This window comes from Micromonospora sp. NPDC005171 (genome assembly GCF_040608575.1).
In the GTDB taxonomy this organism is placed as follows: domain Bacteria; phylum Actinomycetota; class Actinomycetes; order Mycobacteriales; family Micromonosporaceae; genus Micromonospora.
In genome coordinates, this window is sequence record NZ_JBEXIM010000022.1 from 21,862 (window position 1) to 40,414 (window position 18,553).

The 18,553-nt window shown below is 70.6% G+C and carries 14 protein-coding genes; 13 read left to right on the plus strand and 1 reads right to left on the minus strand.

The features are described from left to right. Positions 1–43 precede the first annotated feature (43 nt). Positions 44–3,700 (plus strand): family 78 glycoside hydrolase catalytic domain, encoded by a 3,657-nt coding sequence (locus ABZU74_RS22930; RefSeq protein WP_355427305.1) that lies wholly within the window; start codon positions 44–46, stop codon positions 3,698–3,700. 63 nt (positions 3,701–3,763) lie between these two features. Here ABZU74_RS22930 and ABZU74_RS22935 read toward each other — a convergent pair whose 3' ends face one another. Further along, positions 3,764–4,795 carry a LacI family DNA-binding transcriptional regulator gene (locus tag ABZU74_RS22935; protein ID WP_355427308.1) on the minus strand — a complete coding sequence of 344 codons (1,032 nt, stop codon included), beginning with the start codon at positions 4,793–4,795 and terminating at the stop codon, positions 3,764–3,766. A 223-nt stretch (positions 4,796–5,018) separates the two neighbouring features. Here ABZU74_RS22935 and ABZU74_RS22940 point away from each other — a divergent pair, with 223 nt between their 5' ends. The 12 genes from ABZU74_RS22940 (at position 5,019) to ABZU74_RS22995 (ending at position 18,510) form a co-directional block, all read left to right on the plus strand. Continuing rightward, positions 5,019–6,539 carry a sugar ABC transporter ATP-binding protein gene (locus tag ABZU74_RS22940; protein ID WP_355427311.1) on the plus strand — a complete coding sequence of 507 codons (1,521 nt, stop codon included), beginning with the start codon at positions 5,019–5,021 and terminating at the stop codon, positions 6,537–6,539. Then, positions 6,536–7,597, plus strand: a complete 1,062-nt coding sequence (locus tag ABZU74_RS22945; RefSeq protein ID WP_355427314.1) for an ABC transporter permease — start codon at positions 6,536–6,538, stop codon at positions 7,595–7,597. Before ABZU74_RS22940 ends, ABZU74_RS22945 begins: the two co-directional genes overlap by 4 nt. Next, positions 7,587–8,642, plus strand: coding sequence for an ABC transporter permease (locus ABZU74_RS22950; protein WP_355427317.1), 1,056 nt, complete (start codon positions 7,587–7,589; stop codon positions 8,640–8,642). Before ABZU74_RS22945 ends, ABZU74_RS22950 begins: the two co-directional genes overlap by 11 nt. A 38-nt stretch (positions 8,643–8,680) precedes the next feature. Then, positions 8,681–9,763, plus strand: a complete 1,083-nt coding sequence (gene rhaS / locus ABZU74_RS22955; protein WP_355427320.1) for a rhamnose ABC transporter substrate-binding protein — start codon at positions 8,681–8,683, stop codon at positions 9,761–9,763. Positions 9,764–9,824: 61 nt separating this feature from the next. Then, the gene (locus ABZU74_RS22960) at positions 9,825–10,202 is read left to right on the plus strand and encodes an L-rhamnose mutarotase (protein ID WP_355427323.1); all 378 of its coding nucleotides are present in this window, start codon (positions 9,825–9,827) and stop codon (positions 10,200–10,202) included. Next, positions 10,199–11,380: an L-rhamnose isomerase gene (rhaI, locus tag ABZU74_RS22965; RefSeq protein WP_355427326.1), complete on the plus strand. Its 1,182-nt coding sequence runs from the start codon at positions 10,199–10,201 to the stop codon at positions 11,378–11,380. The genes ABZU74_RS22960 and rhaI overlap by 4 nt, the downstream gene beginning before the upstream one ends. A 38-nt stretch (positions 11,381–11,418) precedes the next feature. Beyond that, on the plus strand, positions 11,419–13,452 hold the full coding sequence (locus ABZU74_RS22970) for a bifunctional aldolase/short-chain dehydrogenase (protein ID WP_355427458.1): 2,034 nt from the start codon (positions 11,419–11,421) through the stop codon (positions 13,450–13,452). Then, positions 13,452–14,888, plus strand: coding sequence for a rhamnulokinase family protein (locus ABZU74_RS22975; protein WP_355427329.1), 1,437 nt, complete (start codon positions 13,452–13,454; stop codon positions 14,886–14,888). The genes ABZU74_RS22970 and ABZU74_RS22975 overlap by 1 nt, the downstream gene beginning before the upstream one ends. 2 nt (positions 14,889–14,890) lie before the next feature. After that, complete coding sequence (locus tag ABZU74_RS22980; protein ID WP_355427331.1) at positions 14,891–15,667, plus strand: (Fe-S)-binding protein; 777 nt, start codon at positions 14,891–14,893, stop codon at positions 15,665–15,667. Further along, positions 15,664–17,118, plus strand: a complete 1,455-nt coding sequence (locus ABZU74_RS22985) for a lactate utilization protein B (RefSeq protein WP_355427334.1) — start codon at positions 15,664–15,666, stop codon at positions 17,116–17,118. Before ABZU74_RS22980 ends, ABZU74_RS22985 begins: the two co-directional genes overlap by 4 nt. Next, a complete protein-coding gene (locus ABZU74_RS22990) occupies positions 17,115–17,759 on the plus strand; it encodes an LUD domain-containing protein (RefSeq protein WP_355427337.1) in 645 nt (214 codons plus the stop codon). The genes ABZU74_RS22985 and ABZU74_RS22990 overlap by 4 nt, the downstream gene beginning before the upstream one ends. 388 nt (positions 17,760–18,147) lie before the next feature. Next, complete coding sequence (locus tag ABZU74_RS22995; protein ID WP_132344441.1) at positions 18,148–18,510, plus strand: hypothetical protein; 363 nt, start codon at positions 18,148–18,150, stop codon at positions 18,508–18,510. The last annotated feature ends 43 nt before the right edge of the window (positions 18,511–18,553 follow it).

Sequence of the window (18,553 nt, forward strand, 5' to 3'; positions counted from 1 at the left end):
GGGAGACCGCCGCCCAGAAGGATGAGGACCTGGAATGATGCGCATGACGCGCCGTCGCGCCGCACCCTCCGCGCTTCTCGTGCTGCTGCTCGGCCTGACGCCGTTCGTGGCGCCCGGCCCAGCCACGGCAGCCCCGGCCGCCGCGACGCTGACCGCGACCAACCTGACCACCGAACGCGCCACCGAACCGATCGGCCTGGACGTGGCGCAACCCCGACTCGGCTGGCAGATCGAAGCCACCGCCCGGGGCGTGCTCCAGGAGTCGTACCAGGTGCGCGTCGCCACCAGCGCGGACCGCCTCAACGCCCCCGACGTCTGGGACAGCGGCCGGGTCCGGTCGCGGCAGAGCGCCCTCGTCGCGTACGCCGGCCCGCAACTGCGACCCCGCACCCGATACGCCTGGCAGGTCCAGGTCTGGGACACCGCCGGCAACGCCTCCGGCTGGAGCGCGCCCGCGTCCTGGGAGACCGGCGTACGCGGTGGCGCGGGCTGGCAGGCCGAGTGGATCGGCATGCCGTCGCCGACCGAGGCCTGGACCGACTACACGGTGCAGACGACGGTACGGCTGGAACGCGACGCGGCCGGGATCTACCTCCGTGCCCGGGGCGCAGCGAACGCGTACATGTGGCAGTTCTCCATCACCGACGGCAGCGCGAAGCTCCGCCCGCACGCCCGGGTCAACGGCGCCTGGACCGTGCTCAAGGAGGTGCCGCTCGGCGGTGTCGTACCGGCCGACCGGCTGACCACGCCGCACACCCTGCGCATCACCGCGGCCGGGAACACCATCACCACCTGGGTCGACGGCACCCAGGTCGACGTCACCACCAGCACCGCGCACCAGGCCGGCTCGGTCGGCCTGCGTACCAACGGGTTGGAGGCCGGCGTCTTCTCCAACTTCTCGGTGACCAACGGCGGCCAGACCCTCTTCGCGGCCCCGCTCACCGACGGGCAAAACCCGTTCAGCGCGGGCACGGCCACCGCAGCCGGCCTGCGGGTCGGCGGCGACACCGAGGCCATGCTCGCCGCGCTGGACGCGAACCCGCTGCTGCGCCGGGGCTTCCGCGTCGACGGCACTGTCGCACGGGCCCGGATCTACGCCACCGCGCTCGGGGTCTACCAGCTCTCTCTCAACGGTCAGCGGGTCGGCGACCACGAGTTGGCGCCCGGCTGGACCGACTACCACAAGCGGGTGCAGTACCAGACCTACGACGTGACCCGCCAGCTCCAACCGGGCGACAACGCCCTCGGCGCCCTGCTCGGCGACGGCTGGTACGCCGGCAGCATCGCCTGGTTCGGCACCGACAACTACGGCTCCCGGCCACACCTGAGCGCCCAACTGGTCATCGACTACACCGACGGACGCAGCGCGACGATCAGCACCGACGGCTCGTGGCGCGTCACCGGCGGACCGTTCCTGCAGAGCGACCTGATCCACGGCGAGACCTACGACGCACGGCGGTTGCCGGCCGGTTGGGACCGGACCGGGTTCAACGACGCCGGCTGGAAGCCCGCCACCGTCGACAGCGTCGACGCCACCGACACAATCGTCGCCCAGGTCGACCCGCCGGTACGGGTCACCCAGGAGTTGCCGGCCCGGACGCTGACCCAGCCCACCCCCGGCACCTGGATCTTCGACCTCGGTCAGAACATGGTGGGCAAGGTACGGCTGAGGGTCAACGGCCCGGCCGGTTCGACGGTACGCATCCGGCACGCCGAGGTGCTCAACCCGAACGGCACCGCCTACACCGCCAACCTGCGCTCGGCGCGGGCCACCGACCTCTACACCCTGCGCGGTGGTGGCGCCGAGGTCTACCAGCCGACCTTCACCTTCCACGGCTTCCGCTACGTCGAGCTGACCGGCTATCCGGGCGCCCCCGACCTGTCCTCGGTCACCGGGCTGGTCATGCACACCGACGGGGACCTCACCGGCGAGTTCCAGACCTCCAACGCCATGGTGAACCAACTGCACAGCAACATCACCTGGGGGCAGCGCGGCAACTTCCTCTCGATCCCGACCGACACGCCGGCGCGCGACGAGCGGCTCGGCTGGACCGGTGACATCAACGTCTTCGCCAACACCGCGACGTTCAACATGGACAGCCTGACGTTCCTGAGCAAGTGGTTGCAGGACCTACGCGACGCGCAGTCGGCCAACGGCGCGTACCCCGACGTCGCACCGCGCGCCTGCTGCGGGGACGGCGCGACAGGCTGGGCCGACGCCGGGATCACCGTCCCGTACGCGCTGTGGCAGCGCTACGGCGACACCCGGGTCATCGAGGAGCACTACGCGTCGATGGTGCGGTACGCGTCCTGGTTGGAGAGCACCAGCTCGGGCAACCTGCGCACCAACGCCGGCCCGTACCTCGACTGGCTCAACCTGGAGGACCCGACGCCGGCTGGCGTGGTCGGCACCGCCTACTACGCGTACAGCATCCGGCTGCTGGGAGAGCTGGCCGCCGCCATCGGGCGCGACGCCGACGCGACCCACTACACGGCGCTGTCCAGGGCCATCGCCCAGTCGTTCGTCAACGCCTACGTCGCGGCCGACGGCAGCGTGCAGGGCGACAGCCAGACCGGGTACGTGCTGGCCATCGGCATGGGCCTGCTGACCGATCCGCTGCGGGCCAAGGCCGCCGACCGGCTGGTCGCCAATGTCCAACGGCACGACTGGCACCTCTCCACCGGCTTCCTCGGCACCCCGGACCTGCTGCCGGCGCTGACCGCCACCGGGCACCTGGACGTCGCCTACCGGCTGCTGCTCAACGACACCTACCCGTCCTGGGGCTACGAGATCGCCAAGGGCGCGACCACGATCTGGGAGCGGTGGGACTCGATCAGACCCGACGGCAGCTTCGGCGACGTGGGAATGAACTCCTTCAACCACTACGCGTACGGCGCCGTGGGCGACTGGATGTACCGGACGGTTGCCGGCATCCAGCCCGACGCCGCCAACCCCGGGTACGCGCACGTGACGTTCGCCCCCCAGCCGGGCGGCAATCTCACCTCGGCCAAGGCGTCGTACCGCTCGGCGTACGGGACGATCGGCAGTGACTGGGATCTTGACGCGCGCGGCGACATGCGTCTGCGTCTCACAGTGCCGCCCAACACCACGGCGACGGTGCGCTTCCCGGCGCCCGGACGTGAGGCGGTCACCGAGGGCGGCCGGCCGGCGGAGCAGGCTGACGGGGTGCGGTTCGTCCGGATGGACGGCGCGGTCGCCGTGTACGAGATCGGTTCCGGTTCCTACTCCTTCGCGGTCGTCCCACCGACGGCTGCGTACGACCACGTCGACCTCGGCGTTGCGGCGTCCGAGCAGGCGCACCGCCTGACGGCCTCCACCTACTCGGGTACCAGCACCGAGGCCGGGCTGACCCGCCGGTACACCGATGTGACCCGTCCCGGCGGTTGGTTCGAGTTCGACCTCGCGGTCAAACCGGGTGAACCGTTCGTGCTGCGCTCGGTGGAGACGTACGACGGGCCGCAGCTCAAGGACTACCAGGTGGTCGTGGACGGAGCGGTGGCGCACACCCGCTCGTGGCAGCGCACCGCGAGCGGGCCCGGCACGGTCAGCTACCAGTTCGTCGTGAACCTGCCGGATGCGACTCGGGACGGCGTGGTGCGGGTGCGGTACCAGGACACCGGCACCGGATACGACCCGTCGATCGCCGACGTCTGGGCGATGCCCGCACCGGGGGCCTGACCAAGCTGGCGTTGCGGAGGAGCCGGGCGGGCATCCGCCCGGCTCCTCGATCGATGAGGCCGGTCAGCGCCGGGTGCGTCGGGGTTGGTCGCTGGATCGGCGCACGACCAGCTCGGGCTGGAACACCACGTGCCGGTGCCGGTGGGTGTCGCCGGACTCGGCCTCTTCGAGCAGCAGCTCCGCTGCGGCGCGGCCGAGCTGGTCGCGGGGCTGGCGCACCGACGACAGTGGCACCGCCGCGGCGCCGGCGAACTCGATGTCGTCGTAGCCGACGATGGCCACGTCGATCGGCACCCGCACACCGCGCGCGGTCAGTTCCTGAAGTACACCGAGCGCGATCAGGTCGTTGGCGCAGAACACGGCGGTCGGGCGCTTCCGGACCGGCAACGCGAGCAGTTCCTCGGCGGCGCGTCGGCCGGCGGCGACGGTCAGGCTGGTGGTCACCGCCACCCGGAGCTCAGCGGTGCTGCCCCGGTCCTGCAGAGCTGCGGCCGCCCCGGCGTGCCGGTCGGCAACCTGGGCGATGGTGAGCGGACCACCGAGGTAGGCGATGCGTTGGTGGCCCTGGTCCAGCAGGTGGTCCATGGCGAGTCGACCGCCGAGCACGTCGTCGACCGCCACCGAGCAACGGTTCGCCCGGCCTGTTCCCCGGTCCACCAGCACCACCGGGATGCCTCGCTCAATGAGCTTGTCCAGTGTGGGTTGCGGGCCGTGGTCGACCGGGGTGATGAGCACACCACGGACCCGCTGCTCCTCCAGCAGCTCCAGGTGGCGGCGCTCCCGGGCGCTGTCCTCGCCGCTGTTGCAGACGACGAGCATGGCGCCGGCTCCCTCAATCACCTGTTCGGCGCCCCGGACCACGTCGGTGAAGAACGGGTTGGCCACGTCCAGGACGACGATGGCGACGGTGCGACTGTGCCCGGCGCGCAGTTGACGAGCGGAGTCGTTGCGGACGTAGCCGAGGGTGGTGATGGCGTCAAGCACCCGCTGACGGGTGGCGGGAGCGACAGTGTCGGGTCGGTTGAGCACGTTGCTCACGGTGCCGAGGGAAACGCCGGCATGCCGGGCGACCTCCTTGATGTTCGCCGTTGCCATGACTCCCCAGATGCTCCCTACGGTGGTCGCGGCCCGTGCCGACCGGGTCGCTCGGCAGTCTATAGCGCCTAAAACGTTTCATCCAGTTCGCCACCAGGGCCGTGAGCCGGCCTCGAGCCCATGCCAGCAACGGCGAAGAAATCGCAGTGAAACTCTTGACGCTCTTGAAGGGCTACCCCTACCGTCCATGCAACGACGCATGAAACGATTCAGGAGGGGTTGGATGACCGCCGACGCATCGGGCACCCAGGCTCCGCTGCTGGTCCTCGACGGCGTGACGAAGTCCTTCGGGGCCGTCGCCGCGCTGCGCGGGGTGCACCTGGCACTGCACTCCGGTGAGGCCCACGCCCTGGTCGGTGAGAACGGGGCGGGCAAGTCCACTCTGGTGAAGGTTCTGGCCGGCGCACACGCACCGGACTCCGGCTCGCTGACCCTGGACGGGCAACCGCTGCGGCTGGGCGCTCCCGCCGACGCCCGGGCCGCCGGCATCGCGGTCATCTACCAGGAGCCGACCCTCTTCCCGGACCTCTCCGTGGCGGAGAACATCTTCATGGGTCGGCAACCGCTGCGCGGTCTGCGTCGCATCGACACTGCCGCGATGAACCGCGACGCCGAGCGGCTGTTCCAGCGGCTGGGTGTCCGCATCGACCCGACCCGACCCGCGCGTGGCCTCTCCATCGCCGACCAGCAGCTCGTCGAGATCGCCAAGGCGATCTCGTTCGACGCCCGCGTCCTGGTCATGGACGAGCCCACCGCCGCGCTCTCCGGTGTGGAGGTCGAGCGGCTCTTCGCTGTCGCCCGGTCGCTCTGCGAGGGTGGGGCGGCCGTGCTGTTCATCTCGCACCGGTTCAACGAGGTGTTCGACCTGTGCCACCGCGTCACGGTGCTGCGCGACGGCGCCTGGGTCTCCAGCGACGACACCGCCGACCTGACCGTCGACGAGGTGGTGCGGCGCATGGTCGGCCGCGACGTCTCCTCCCTCTACCCCAAGCAGGACGCCGAGCTGCGGGACACGCTGCTCGACGTTCGCCGGCTGAGCCGGGCCGGTGTCTTCACCGACGTGTCGTTCTCTGTCCGGGGCGGTGAGATCGTCGCGCTCGCCGGGCTGGTCGGCGCCGGCCGCAGCGAGGTCGCCCGCGCCGTCTTCGGCGTCGACCGCTACGACGCGGGCGAGGTGCTGGTTGCCGGTCGGGCCGTCCCGGCGGGCAACCCGGGTCGGGCGATTGCCGCCGGCATGGCCCTGGTCCCCGAGGACCGGCGGCAGCAGGGCCTGGTCATGGAGCTGTCGGTGGAGCGCAACGCCACCCTGGCCCGCCGCCGGGCGCTGAGCCGGCTGGGCCTGCTACTCGGCGGCGTGGAGCGCGCCGAGGCCCGCCAGTGGACGCGGCGGCTACAGGTGAAGGCCTCCCGCCTCGACGCGCCCGTGGCGACCCTCTCCGGGGGCAACCAGCAGAAGGTCGTCCTCGCCAAGTGGTTGGCCACCGCACCACGGGTCCTCATCATCGACGAACCCACCCGGGGCATCGACGTCGGCACCAAGTCCGAGGTGCACCGACTGCTCTCGGAACTGGCCGGCCAGGGCCTGGCCATCCTCATGATCAGCAGCGAACTGCCCGAGGTGCTCGGCATGGCCGACCGGGTCCTGGTCATGCACGAGGGTCGACTGGTCCGCGAGCTGCCCCGGGCCGAGGCGGACGAGACCTCCATCATGTTCGCCGCCACCGGTCAAGGAGCGACCGCATGAGCCTCACCGACGCCGGCGCCCCAGAACGGGCCGCCGGGAACGCCCCACCCGACCCCGACCGGCAGCGTCGCGGCCTCACCGAACGGCTGCTGGCCGTACGCGAGCTGAGCCTGCTGATCGCGCTCGGCCTGCTGGTCGGAGTGACCGCCCTGCGCAACGATCGGTTCCTGAGCGGCCAGAGCATCAAGGACCTGCTGCTGGGCTGCGCGATCCTGGTGATCCTGGCGGTCGGCCAGACGCTGGTCATCGTCACCCGCAACGTCGACCTCTCGGTCGGCTCGATCCTGGGTCTGGTCGCCTTCGCCACCGGCTCACTGTTCCTCTCCGCACCCGGTACGCCGTGGCCCGTGGCGCTCGTCGTGGGTGTCGCGCTGGGCGCGCTGTGCGGCGCGGTCAATGGCGGCCTGATTGCGGTGGCCCGGGTGCCCGCCCTGGTGATCACGCTCGGCACCCTGTACGCCTTCCGTGGCGTCGACTACTACTGGGCGTCCGGCCGGCAGATCAACGCCGCCGACATGCCTCCGTCGTTCCTGCGGCTGGGCAACCAGACGGTGCTCGGCGTACCCGTGCTGTTCCTCGTCGCGCTGGTCGTCGTCGCCGCCGTCGGTTTCTACCTGCGCTCCTATCGCAGCGGTCGGGAGCTCTACGCGATCGGCTCCGAACCAGCCGCGGCCCGGCTCTCCGGCATCCGGGTGGGCCGGCGGGTGTTCGCCGTCTTCGTCGCCAGCGGCGCCCTCGCCGGGCTCGCCGGTGTGCTGTACGCAGCCCGGTTCGGCACCCTCGACGCGGCCGCCGGCACCGGCCTGGAGCTCCAGGTCGTCGCCGCCGCCGTGGTCGGCGGGGTGGCGATCTTCGGAGGCAGCGGCAGTGCGTACGGTGCCGCGCTCGGCGCCGTACTGCTGACCACGATCGGCAGCTCGCTCGCCGTCCTGCGCATCGACCCGTTCTGGCAGCAGGCCGTGGTCGGCGCACTCATCCTCGCCGCCATCGGGCTGGACCGGCTCGTGGCCCTGCGGGTGGCGGCCCGGCTCCGAGGGAGAAGCGCCCATGGCGCATGACAGCCTGTACGCCGCACCGCCCACCGCCGAGGCCGAACCCGGCGGCGGTCGCCTCGCCAGCGTGCGGGGACTGCTCGGCTCCTGGGACGCGGTGATCGTCGCCGCCCTCGTGGTGGCGGTGCTGGTCGCCAGCCTGACCGTGGAGAATTTCGCCACCGGCCGCAACGCCCAGTTCCTGCTTCTCGACCTGATGCCGCTGGCGCTCATCGCGCTGCCGATGACCCTGATCGTGATCACCGGTGAGATCGACCTCTCGGTGGCCAGCATGGTCGGGCTGTGCAGCACGTTGATGGGTCAGCTCTGGCTCTCCAGTGGGCTGTCCCTGGAGTTGATCTGCGTCCTCGTGGTGCTGCTGGGCGCCGTGCTCGGCGCGGTGAACGGCCTCTTCGTCACCGGCTTCGGTCTGCCGTCGCTGGCGGTGACCATCGGCACGCTCGCCCTCTACCGGGGGTTGTCCTTCGTGGTGCTCGGCGACCAGGCGGTCGCGGACTTCCCGGCCGACTGGACCGCTGCCGTGGTGCGCAACATCCCCGGCACGTCGATCCCAGTCGTGGTGGTCCCGCTGCTGGTGCTCGCCGTGATCTTCGGTGTCGTGCTGCACGCCACCGCGGCCGGTCGGGCGCTCTACGCCATGGGAAACAACGACCAGGCCGCGACGTTCACCGGCGTCTCGGTGGCCCGGACGAAGTTCTGGCTCTTCGTGGTCTCCGGCGCGGTGTGCGGACTGGTCGGCATCTTCTGGACCCTGCGGTACGCCAGCGCCCGCGGCGACAACGCCACCGGGCTGGAGTTGACAGTGGTGACCGCGGTGCTGCTCGGCGGTGTGTCGATCTTCGGTGGCCGGGGGGCTCTGCTCGGTGTGGTGGCCGGCGTGCTGCTCCTCGGCGTCCTCCGCAACGCGCTGCAACTCGCCGACGTCGACGCCAACGCGCTGACGATCGTCACCGGCAGCCTGCTCATCGCCTCCGTCGTGCTGCCCAACGCCGTCGCGGACATCCGCGCCCGGCTGCACCGTCGACGACAGCGGCAGCCCGTCGCTTCGTGACGTTCCCCCGCACACCCATCACCCCCGGAAGGATGACGATGTCCGCATACCGCAGAGGCCTCCGGGTCGGGGCGACCAGCCTCGCCCTCGCCGCACTGCTGCTCAGCGCCGCCTGTGGCGGCACCACCCGGGACAACTCCACCGACGACGCCGGCGCCGGCACGCAGGCGAGCGGCACCGCCAATCCTGACGCCGCCATCAAGGAAGGGTTGAAGATCGCCTTTCTGCCGAAGGCCCTGAACAACCCCTACTTCACCGTCTCGGACAACGGCGGCAAGGACGCCGTCATTGAGTTCAAGGGCGAGTTCAAGGAGGTCGGCCCCTCCGAGGCCAGCGCCTCCTCCCAGGTCAGCTACATCAACACCCTGTCCCAGCAGGGCATGGACGTGATCGTCACCTCGGCCAACGACCCGAACGCGATCTGCGGGGCGCTCAACCAGGCCAAGGCGGCCGGCGCGAAGATCGTCACCTTCGACTCGGACACCAAGCCGGAGTGCCGCCAGATCTTCGTCAACCAGGTGACCGCCGAGGGCATCGCCGAGAACCAGGTCAAGCTCGTCTCGGAGCAGATCGGCGGCGAGGGCGAGATCGCGATCCTCTCCGCCACCGCCAACGCCACCAACCAGAACGCCTGGATCGCGTTGATGAAGACCGAGCTGGCGAAGCCCGAGTACAGCAAAATCAAGCTGGTTACCGTGGCGTACGGCAACGACGACGACCAGAAGTCCTTCCAGGAGACCCAGGGCCTGCTCCAGTCGTACCCGAACCTCAAGGGCATCATCTCCCCGACCACTGTCGGTGTCGCGGCGGCCGCCCGTTACCTCAGCGGGTCGCAGTACAAGGGCAAGGTCAAGCTGACCGGGCTGGGCACCCCGAACCAGATGCGCCAGTACGTCAAGGACGGCACCGTCGACGCGTTCGCCCTGTGGAGTCCTGCCGACCTCGGTTACCTGGCGGCGTACGCCGGTGCGGCACTGGCCTCCGGTCAGATCACCGGCGCCGAGGGCGACACGTTCAAGGCCGGCAAGCTCGGCGAGTTCACCGTCGGGAAGGACGGGGTGGTCATCCTCGGCCCACCCACCGTGTTCGACAAGAACAACATCGACCAGTTCCAGTTCTGATCGCCCTCCCGGTCGGTGCCGGCGCACGTCGTGCACCGACCGGGGAGCCGACGGGAGAACCGTGCCCCGCGTCTGCTTCACCCTTCAGGTACACCCCGAACGTCTGACCGAATACCGCACCCGCCACGAGCGGGTCTGGCCGGAGATGCTCGCCGCGCTGGCCAAGAGCGGCTGGCGGGACTATTCGCTCTTCCTCCGCGAGGACGGCCTGCTCGTGGGCTATCTGGTCACCGACGACTTCGCCGCGGCCCAGGCCGGCATGCAGGCCAGTGACGTCAACGCTCGCTGGCAGGCGGAGATGGCGTCGTACTTCGTCGACCTCGACCAGGGCGCACCCGAGCGCGCCATCCGGCCACTGGACGAGGTCTTCAACCTTGAGGCGCAGCTTGCCGCAGATCCTGCGGCGCGGTCCGCCGTAGAGACGGGAGAGACATCATGACGCAGCCCGACGCGCGGACCCTCGAACGGGTCAAGCTGGCTCTGCGGTCCCAGCGCATCGAAACGCCGTCCTGGGCGTACGCCAACTCCGGGACCCGTTTCAAGGTCTTCCCGCAGGAGGGGGTGCCGCGTAACCCGTACGAGAAGATCGCTGACGCGGCGGTCGTCCACCAGCTCACCGGCGTCGCCCCCACTGTGGCGCTGCACATCCCGTGGGACCGGGTCGACGACTACGCCGACCTGGCCGCGTTCGCCCGGGATCACGGCGTCGGTCTGGGCGCGATAAACGCCAACGTCTTCCAGGACAACGACTACAAGCTGGGCAGCGTCACCAACCCGGACCCGGGGGTGCGCCGCAAGGCCATCGACCACCTGCTCGAATGTGTCGACATCATGGACCGCACCGGCTCCCGTGACCTGAAACTCTGGTTCTCCGACGGCACGAACTACCCCGGACAGGACGACATCCGCGCCCGGCAGGACCGGCTCGCGGCGGCGCTGCGCGAAACCTACGACCGGCTCGGCGACGACCAACGGCTGCTGCTGGAGTACAAGCTGTTCGAGCCGGCCTTTTACACCACCGACGTGCCGGACTGGGGCACCGCCTACGCGCACTGCCTGGAGCTGGGCCCGAAGGCCCAGGTGGTCATCGACACCGGGCACCATGCCCCGGGCACGAACATCGAGTTCATCGTGGCGTTCCTGCTGCGTGTCGGGAAGCTCGGCGCGTTCGACTTCAACTCGCGCTTCTACGCCGACGACGACCTGATGGTCGGCGCTGCGGACCCGTTCCAGCTGTTCCGGATCATGTACGAGATCGTCCGCGGCGACGCGTTGGCACCGGAGGCCGGCATCGCGTTCATGCTCGACCAGTGCCACAACATCGAAGCGAAGATTCCGGCCATCATCCGCTCGGTGCTCAACGTGCAGGAGGCCACGGCGAAGGCGTTGCTCGTCGACGCGGACGCCCTGGCCGCCGCGCAGCGCAGCGGTGACGTGCTCGCCGCCAACGCCGTGCTGATGGACGCGTACAACACCGACGTCCGACCACTGCTCGCCGACCTTCGTACGGACCTGGGCCTGGATCCGGACCCGATGGCCGCGTACGCCCGCTCCGGCTACTTCGACACGATCCGCGCCGAACGCGCCGGCGGCCAGCAGGCCGGCTGGGGCGCCTGACCACCACCGAAGAAACGCAGACTGGGGACGTGAGGACCATGCAATCCGAGGTTCAGGCGCTGATCGCGCGCAGCAACCGGCTCGGCGCCGACCCGACCACGACGAACTACGCCGGAGGCAACACCTCGGCCAAGGGCGCGGCCACCGACCCGGTCACCGGCGGTCCGGTCGAGCTGCTCTGGGTGAAGGGCTCCGGCGGCGACCTCGGCACCCTCACCGAGTCCGGGTTGGCGGCACTGCGGCTCGACCGGCTCCGCGCCCTCGTCGACGTCTACCCCGGCATCGAGCGCGAGGACGAGATGGTCGCCGCGTTCGACTACTGCCTGCACGGCCGGGGCGGGTCCGCGCCGTCCATCGACACCGCCATGCACGGGCTCGTCGACGCCGCGCACGTCGACCACCTGCACCCCGACGCCGGCATCGCGATCGCCGCCGCCGCCGACGGGCCGGAGCTGACCAAGGAGATCTTCGGCGACCGGGTGCTGTGGATCCCCTGGCGGCGGCCCGGCTTTCAGCTCGGTCTGGACATCGCCGTGGTGGCACGAGCCAACCCGCAGACGATCGGCGTGATCCTCGGCGGGCACGGCATCACGGCCTGGGGCGCGACCAGCGACGAGTGCGAACGCAACTCGCTGGAGATGATTCGCAGCGCGCAGGCGTACCTCGACGAGCGGGGCCGGGCCGAGCCGCTCGGCCCGGTCATCCCCGGCTACGAGCCGCTGCCCACCGACGAACGACGGGAGCGCGCGGCGGCGTTGTTCCCGGTGCTGCGGGGCCTGGCGTCCACCGACCGGCCGCAGGTCGGCCACTTCACCGACAGTAACGTGGTGCTCGACTTCGTCGCGCGGGAGAAGCATCCGGCGCTCGCCGCCCTCGGCACGTCCTGCCCGGATCACTTCCTGCGCACCAAGGTCCGCCCGATGGTGCTCGACCTGCCGCCCACCGCGCCCGTCGAGGACGTGATCGCCCGACTCCGGGAGCTGCACACCGCCTACCGCGACGACTACCGCGCCTACTACGAGCGACACGCCGACGCGGACAGCCCGCCGATGCGGGGCGCCGACCCCGCCGTGGTCCTGGTGCCCGGTGTGGGAATGTTCAGCTTCGGCGCCAACAAGCAGACCGCCCGCGTCGCCGGCGAGTTCTACGTCAACGCCATCAACGTGATGCGCGGCGCGGAAGCCGTGTCGCGTTACGCGCCGATCGACGAGGCCGAGAAGTTCGGGATCGAGTACTGGGCCCTGGAGGAGGCGAAGCTTCAGCGGATGCCGAAGCCGAAGGCCCTCGCCACACGGGTCGCGTTCGTCACCGGAGGCGGCTCCGGGATCGGCCGGGCGATCGTCCACCGGCTCGCCGCGGAGGGCGCGTGTGTCGTCGTCGCCGACCGCGACGCCCAGGGGGCCACCGCCGTCGCCGCGGAAATCGGCAGCGCCGACGTGGCGGTCGCCGTCGCGGCCGACGTCAGCGACGGTGACGCCGTGGCCGCCGCCCTCCGCGAGGCGGTGCTGGCCTTCGGTGGGGTGGACCTGGTGGTGAACAACGCCGGGCTGTCGCTGTCCAAGTCGCTGCTGGAGACGACCGAGGCGGACTGGGACATCCAGCACGACGTGATGGCCAAGGGCTCCTTCCTGGTCTCCCGGGAGGCCGCGCGGGTGCTGCTGGCGCAGGGAATGGGCGGGGACATCGTCTACATCTCCAGCAAGAACTCCCTGTTCGCCGGCCCGAACAACGTGGCGTACGGTGCGGCGAAGGCCGACCAGGCCCACCAGGTTCGGCTGCTCGCCGCCGAACTCGGTGGCCACGGCATTCGGGTGAACGGTGTCAACCCGGACGGGGTGGTCCGCGGCTCCGGGATTTTCGCCGGCGGCTGGGGTGCCCAGCGGGCGGCCGTCTACGGCGTGCCGGAAGAGAAGCTGGGCGAGTTCTACGCACAGCGCACCCTGCTCAAGCGTGAGGTGCTGCCCGAGCACGTCGCCAATGCGGTCTTCGTGCTCACCGGCGGCGAGCTGTCGCACACCACGGGGCTGCACGTCCCGGTGGACGCCGGTGTCGCTGCGGCCTTCCTCCGCTGATGACCGCCGTGCGACTGGCCGCGGTGGACGTGGGCGCGTCCACCGGCCGGGTCATGCTCGCGCACATCGGGCCGGGGCTGGTGGAGCTCACGGAGGCGCACCGGTTCCGCAACGAACCGGTGCGGGTCGCGGGCACCCTGCACTGGGACATCCTGGCGCTCTACCGGGGTGTGCTCGAAGGGCTGAGGGCTGCCGGCCCGGTCGCCGGAATCGGCATCGACACCTGGGCGATCGACTACGGGCTGCTCGACGCCACCGGCGCTCTGCTCGGCAACCCGGTGCACTACCGCGACGGGCGCACCGACGGCGTCAGCGAACGGGTGGCGAAGCAGCTCGGACCGGAGCGGCTCTATGCCACGACCGGGCTGCAACACCTGCCCTTCAACACCCTCTACCAGCTCGCCGCCGCCGCCGGTACACCCCAGCTGGAGGCCGCGCACCAGCTGCTGCTGATTCCGGACCTCATCGCGTACTGGCTCACCGGTGAGGTCGGCGCCGAAATCACCAACGCCTCCACCACCCAGCTGTACGACCTGCGTCGCCGCGCCTGGGCAACCGACCTGATGACCGACGCCGGGATCCGCAGTGAGCTGTTCCCTCCGCTGCGCGAGCCGGGCACCCGAATCGGTCCGGTCCTGCCCGCGCTCGACCTCCCCGGATCGCCCGACGTCATGGCGGTCGGATCGCACGACACGGCCTCGGCGGTGGTCGGTGTACCGGCGGCCGATGACCACTTCGCCTACATCTCCTGCGGTACCTGGTCTCTGGTCGGGGTCGAGCTGGACGCCCCGGTGCTCAGTGAGCCGAGCCGACGGGCCAACTTCACCAACGAATCCGGCGTCGACGGCACGATCCGCTACCTACGTAACGTGATGGGTCTCTGGCCACTGCAGGAGTCGCTGCGCACCTGGGGCACCACGAACCTGCCCGCCCTGCTCCGGCAGGCGGCCGAGGAACCGGCCTTCCGTTCCGTGGTGGACCCGGACGACCCCACCTTCCTTCCGCCCGGCGACATGCCCGCACGCATCGCCCAAGCCTGTCGGCGTACCGGCGAGCCCGTGCCGGACAGCCCGGCGGGCACGGTCCGGTGCATCCTGGACAGCCTCGCACTGGCGCACCGACGCGCTGTCCAGCAGGCACAACGGCTCTCGGGTCGGCACGTCGACACCGTGCACGTCGTCGGCGGCGGCGCCCGCAACGACCTGCTGTGTCAGCTCACCGCCGACGCCTGCGGCCTGCCGCTGCTCGCCGGGCCGGTCGAGGCCACCGCCCTGGGCAACGCGCTGGTGCAGGCGCGCGCCCTCGGCGTGATCGGCGGTGACCTGGCGTCCCTGCGGTCCGTGCTGCAGGAGACCCAACAGATCACGCGGTACGAGCCACGCGGCGACGCAGCCGCGTGGCGGGCGGCTGCCCGACGCCTCGGATGGGACGACTGAACATGCGAATAGCCCTGTTCGTCACGTGCCTGGCCGACACCCTGTTCCCTGAGGCGGCCAAGGCGACGGTACGGCTGCTGGAACGGCTCGGTCACGAGGTCGTTTTTCCGCAGGACCAGACCTGCTGCGGGCAGATGCACATCAACACCGGCTATCCGGGCGAGGCGCTGCGTCTGGTGCGTCGGCACGTGCGAGCCTTCGCCCCGTACGACCTGGTGGTGGCCCCGTCCGGTTCGTGCGTCGGCTCGGTGCGTCACCAGCATGCGCTGGTGGCCCGACGAGCCGGCGACGAGCGGTTGGCCAGCCAGGCCGAGGAGGTCGCCCGACGCACGTACGAGCTGTCGGAACTGCTCGTCGACGTGCTCGGGGTGACCGACCTGGGCGCCTACTATCCGCACCGGGTGACCTACCACCCGACCTGCCACTCGTTGCGGCTGATCCGGGTGGGCGACAAGCCGCTGCGGTTGTTGCGTGCGGTCCGCGGCCTGGACCTGGTCGAGCTGCCGCAGGCCGAGCAGTGCTGCGGCTTCGGCGGCACGTTCGCGCTGAAGAACGCGGACACCTCGACGGCGATGCTGGCCGACAAGATGCGCCACGTACTCGCCACCCGGGCCGACGTCTGCACCGCCGGGGACGCCTCCTGCCTGATGCACATCGGTGGTGGCCTGGCCCGGCTGCGCACCGGCGTACGCACCGTGCACCTCGCGGAGATCCTGGCCAGCACCGAGACCACCGCAGACCCGATCGAGCAGCCGCGGACCGGCGGGGTGCCGGTATGACCCGGACCTTCCTCGGCATGCCGGTCACCGCACCCCGCGGTGTCGGGCACCTGCGCGGCGACGAGCCCTTCCCGGTCGCGTCCCGGCGCAGCCTCGCCGACGCCCAACTGCGCCGCAACCTCGGCCACGCCACCGGCACCATCCGGGCCAAGTCGGCTGCCGTCATCGGCGAGGTCCCCGACTGGGAGGAACTGCGCGAGGCCGGCCGGGCCATCAAGGCCGACACGATGGCCCGCCTGCCGGAGCTGCTGCAACAACTGGAGACGGCGGTCACCGCCGCGGGCGGCACCGTTCACTGGGCGGCCGACGCCGTCGAGGCCAACCGGATCGTCACCGACCTGGTCACCGCCACCGGCAGTGACCGGGCCATGAAGGTCAAGTCGATGGCCACCCAGGAGATCGGCCTCAACGAGGCGCTCGAGGCCGCCGGCATCGAACCGGTGGAGACCGATCTCGCCGAGCTGATCGTCCAGCTCGGCCGGGACAAGCCCAGCCACATCCTCGTACCCGCGATCCACCGCAACCGGGCGGAGATCCGCGAGATCTTCCTGCGCGAGATGCCCGGGGTGGACCCGGCGCTGACCGACGAACCCGCGGTCCTGGCGGCAGCGGCCCGTCGCCATCTGCGCCGTACGTTCCTCAGTACCCGGGTCGCGATCTCCGGGGCGAACTTCGCGGTCGCCGAGACCGGCACCCTGGCGGTGGTCGAATCCGAGGGCAACGGCCGGATGTGCCTCACCCTGCCGGACACCCTGATCACCGTGATGGGCATCGAGAAGGTCATCCCCACCTGGGCGGACCTGGAGGTGTTCCTGCAACTGCTGCCCCGGGCCTCCACCGGTGAGCGGATGAACCCGTACACGTCGATGTGGACCGGTGTCACTCCCGGCGACGGGCCGCAGGACTTCCACCTCGTGCTGCTGGACAACGGCCGTAGTGCGGTGCTCGCCGACGAGGTCGGCCGTCAGGCGCTGCACTGCATCCGATGCTCGGCCTGCCTCAATGTCTGCCCCGTCTACGAGCGCACCGGTGGCCACGCGTACGGGTCGGTCTATCCCGGACCAATCGGGGCCGTGCTCTCGCCCCAGCTGACCGGCGTCGAGGACAATGCCTCCCTGCCGTACGCCTCCTCGCTCTGCGGCGCATGTTTCGACGCCTGCCCGGTGAAGATCGACATTCCGTCGATCCTGGTGCACCTGCGCGCGGAGCACGTGACGGCCTACCGGAGCGAGCATCGCCTGCCGAGCGCCGAGGCGGTCACCATGGCCGTCGCCGCGTACACCATGGATCACCTGCCGTTGTACGAGGCCGCCCAGCGTCGGTCGCGGCTCACCCGCTTCGCCGGCCGGCATGGCCGGGGCCTTCCTCCGCCGCTGTCCGGCTGGACCGTCGGCCGCGACCTACCGCAGCCGCCTCCGCAGACCTTCCGCGAATGGTGGGCGCAACGGTGACCTCCCGCGAGTTGATCCTCGGTCGGCTGCGTGCGGCTCTGGGCCCGCCACCGAACGCCCCAGGTGAGGTGGCGCGGGACTATCGACCGGCTGGCGGTGCCGTGCACCTCGACGTCCTCGTTCACCGGCTCACCGACTACGGGGCAACGGTGCACCAGTGCGCCGACGACGAGGTGGCGCACGTCGTCGACGCGATTCTCGGCGGACGGCGGGTCGTCATCCCGTCGGGGCTGCCCCGGCACTGGCTGCCCGACACCGTCGAGGCGCTCGCCGACGACAATCGCCCGACCGAACAGATCGCCACCGCCGACGGGGTGGTCACCGCAGCGGCGGTGGCGGTCGCCGAGACCGGGACCGTCATCCTCGACGCGGCCGCCGACCAGGGTCGGCGAGTCATTACGCTCCTGCCCGACGTGCACATCTGCGTGCTGCGTGTCGACCAGATCGCCGCAGGGGTGCCGGACGCCCTCGCGCGCCTCGATCCCCGCCGCCCACTCACCTGGATCAGTGGTCCCTCAGCCACCAGTGACATCGAACTCAACCGGGTCGAGGGCGTTCACGGCCCCCGCAACCTGCACCTGGTGATCGTCCCGCGCGGTTCGCACCACTCCGGTGGGTCACCCCGTTGGACCGGACCTTGATCTGGAACCGGCGGCACCTGCTCCACCCGCTGCGCTGAGGCGATGTTGCGGCCGAACAGGCTGGCAAAGCCGACAGGTGCCTCCTCGTACTGCGGCACACCGACACGTCTGATGACGCCGCCTGCACGCACGCCTGGTCGAGTCCCTGCCTCACCGCCATGCGCCGCTAGCTGGATAGCTCAGCACCGGACGCGAGGTCTTCTCCTTCCCCGCGGCGAACAGTTCCCGCGCACAAGGGCATCGTCATCCGCCGGCGTGCAGCCCGGAACAAGGTCGAGCTATAGACCCGGCGCTGTCCGTAGCGACCCGATGTCCACGAGAAGCGAGAGGTCTGAGCACAGCTATCGATATATGCTGCGCTGGGAATCACCTTTGTGGAGGGAGCCTGATGACCACGCGACGAATGAGTGCTCGGCTGGCAGGTATCGCGCTGCTCGCGGCGGCGGTGACCTACGTTGTACCCGCGACACCGGCGTCGGCGGCCTGTGGGCAGGGCTGGTCCGACCGGAGCAGCCGCACAGCCGTGGTGACGGCAGACGGTGTCCGTTACCGCACCGGGCCGCACACGTCGTGCACCGCCTATGGCCAGGTGAATCGCGGCGTGACGGCGTACCTGGACTGCGCCACGCGCGGCGACACGGTCAACGGCATCGCCGTCTGGTGGCACGCGCGCTTCAGCACCGGTGGGTCCGGCTTCATCAGCGGGGCGTACCTCAACCCATGGGTCCAGTACACCACCGAGAACTGCTGATTGGCCGATCGACCGGGACCAGGGCTCGCCACTCGCGACGAAC

Coding starts and splice junctions, on each gene's coding strand:
- rhaS (WP_355427320.1), top strand. CDS start 8,681: ATGTCCGCATACCGCAGAGGCCTCCGGGTCGGGGCGACCAGCCTCGCC.
- ABZU74_RS22950 (WP_355427317.1), top strand. CDS start 7,587: ATGGCGCATGACAGCCTGTACGCCGCACCGCCCACCGCCGAGGCCGAA.
- ABZU74_RS22995 (WP_132344441.1), top strand. CDS start 18,148: ATGACCACGCGACGAATGAGTGCTCGGCTGGCAGGTATCGCGCTGCTC.
- ABZU74_RS22985 (WP_355427334.1), top strand. CDS start 15,664: ATGACCCGGACCTTCCTCGGCATGCCGGTCACCGCACCCCGCGGTGTC.
- ABZU74_RS22980 (WP_355427331.1), top strand. CDS start 14,891: ATGCGAATAGCCCTGTTCGTCACGTGCCTGGCCGACACCCTGTTCCCT.
- ABZU74_RS22940 (WP_355427311.1), top strand. CDS start 5,019: ATGACCGCCGACGCATCGGGCACCCAGGCTCCGCTGCTGGTCCTCGAC.
- ABZU74_RS22935 (WP_355427308.1), bottom strand. CDS start 4,795: ATGGCAACGGCGAACATCAAGGAGGTCGCCCGGCATGCCGGCGTTTCC.
- ABZU74_RS22930 (WP_355427305.1), top strand. CDS start 44: ATGACGCGCCGTCGCGCCGCACCCTCCGCGCTTCTCGTGCTGCTGCTC.
- rhaI (WP_355427326.1), top strand. CDS start 10,199: ATGACGCAGCCCGACGCGCGGACCCTCGAACGGGTCAAGCTGGCTCTG.
- ABZU74_RS22975 (WP_355427329.1), top strand. CDS start 13,452: ATGACCGCCGTGCGACTGGCCGCGGTGGACGTGGGCGCGTCCACCGGC.
- ABZU74_RS22945 (WP_355427314.1), top strand. CDS start 6,536: ATGAGCCTCACCGACGCCGGCGCCCCAGAACGGGCCGCCGGGAACGCC.
- ABZU74_RS22970 (WP_355427458.1), top strand. CDS start 11,419: ATGCAATCCGAGGTTCAGGCGCTGATCGCGCGCAGCAACCGGCTCGGC.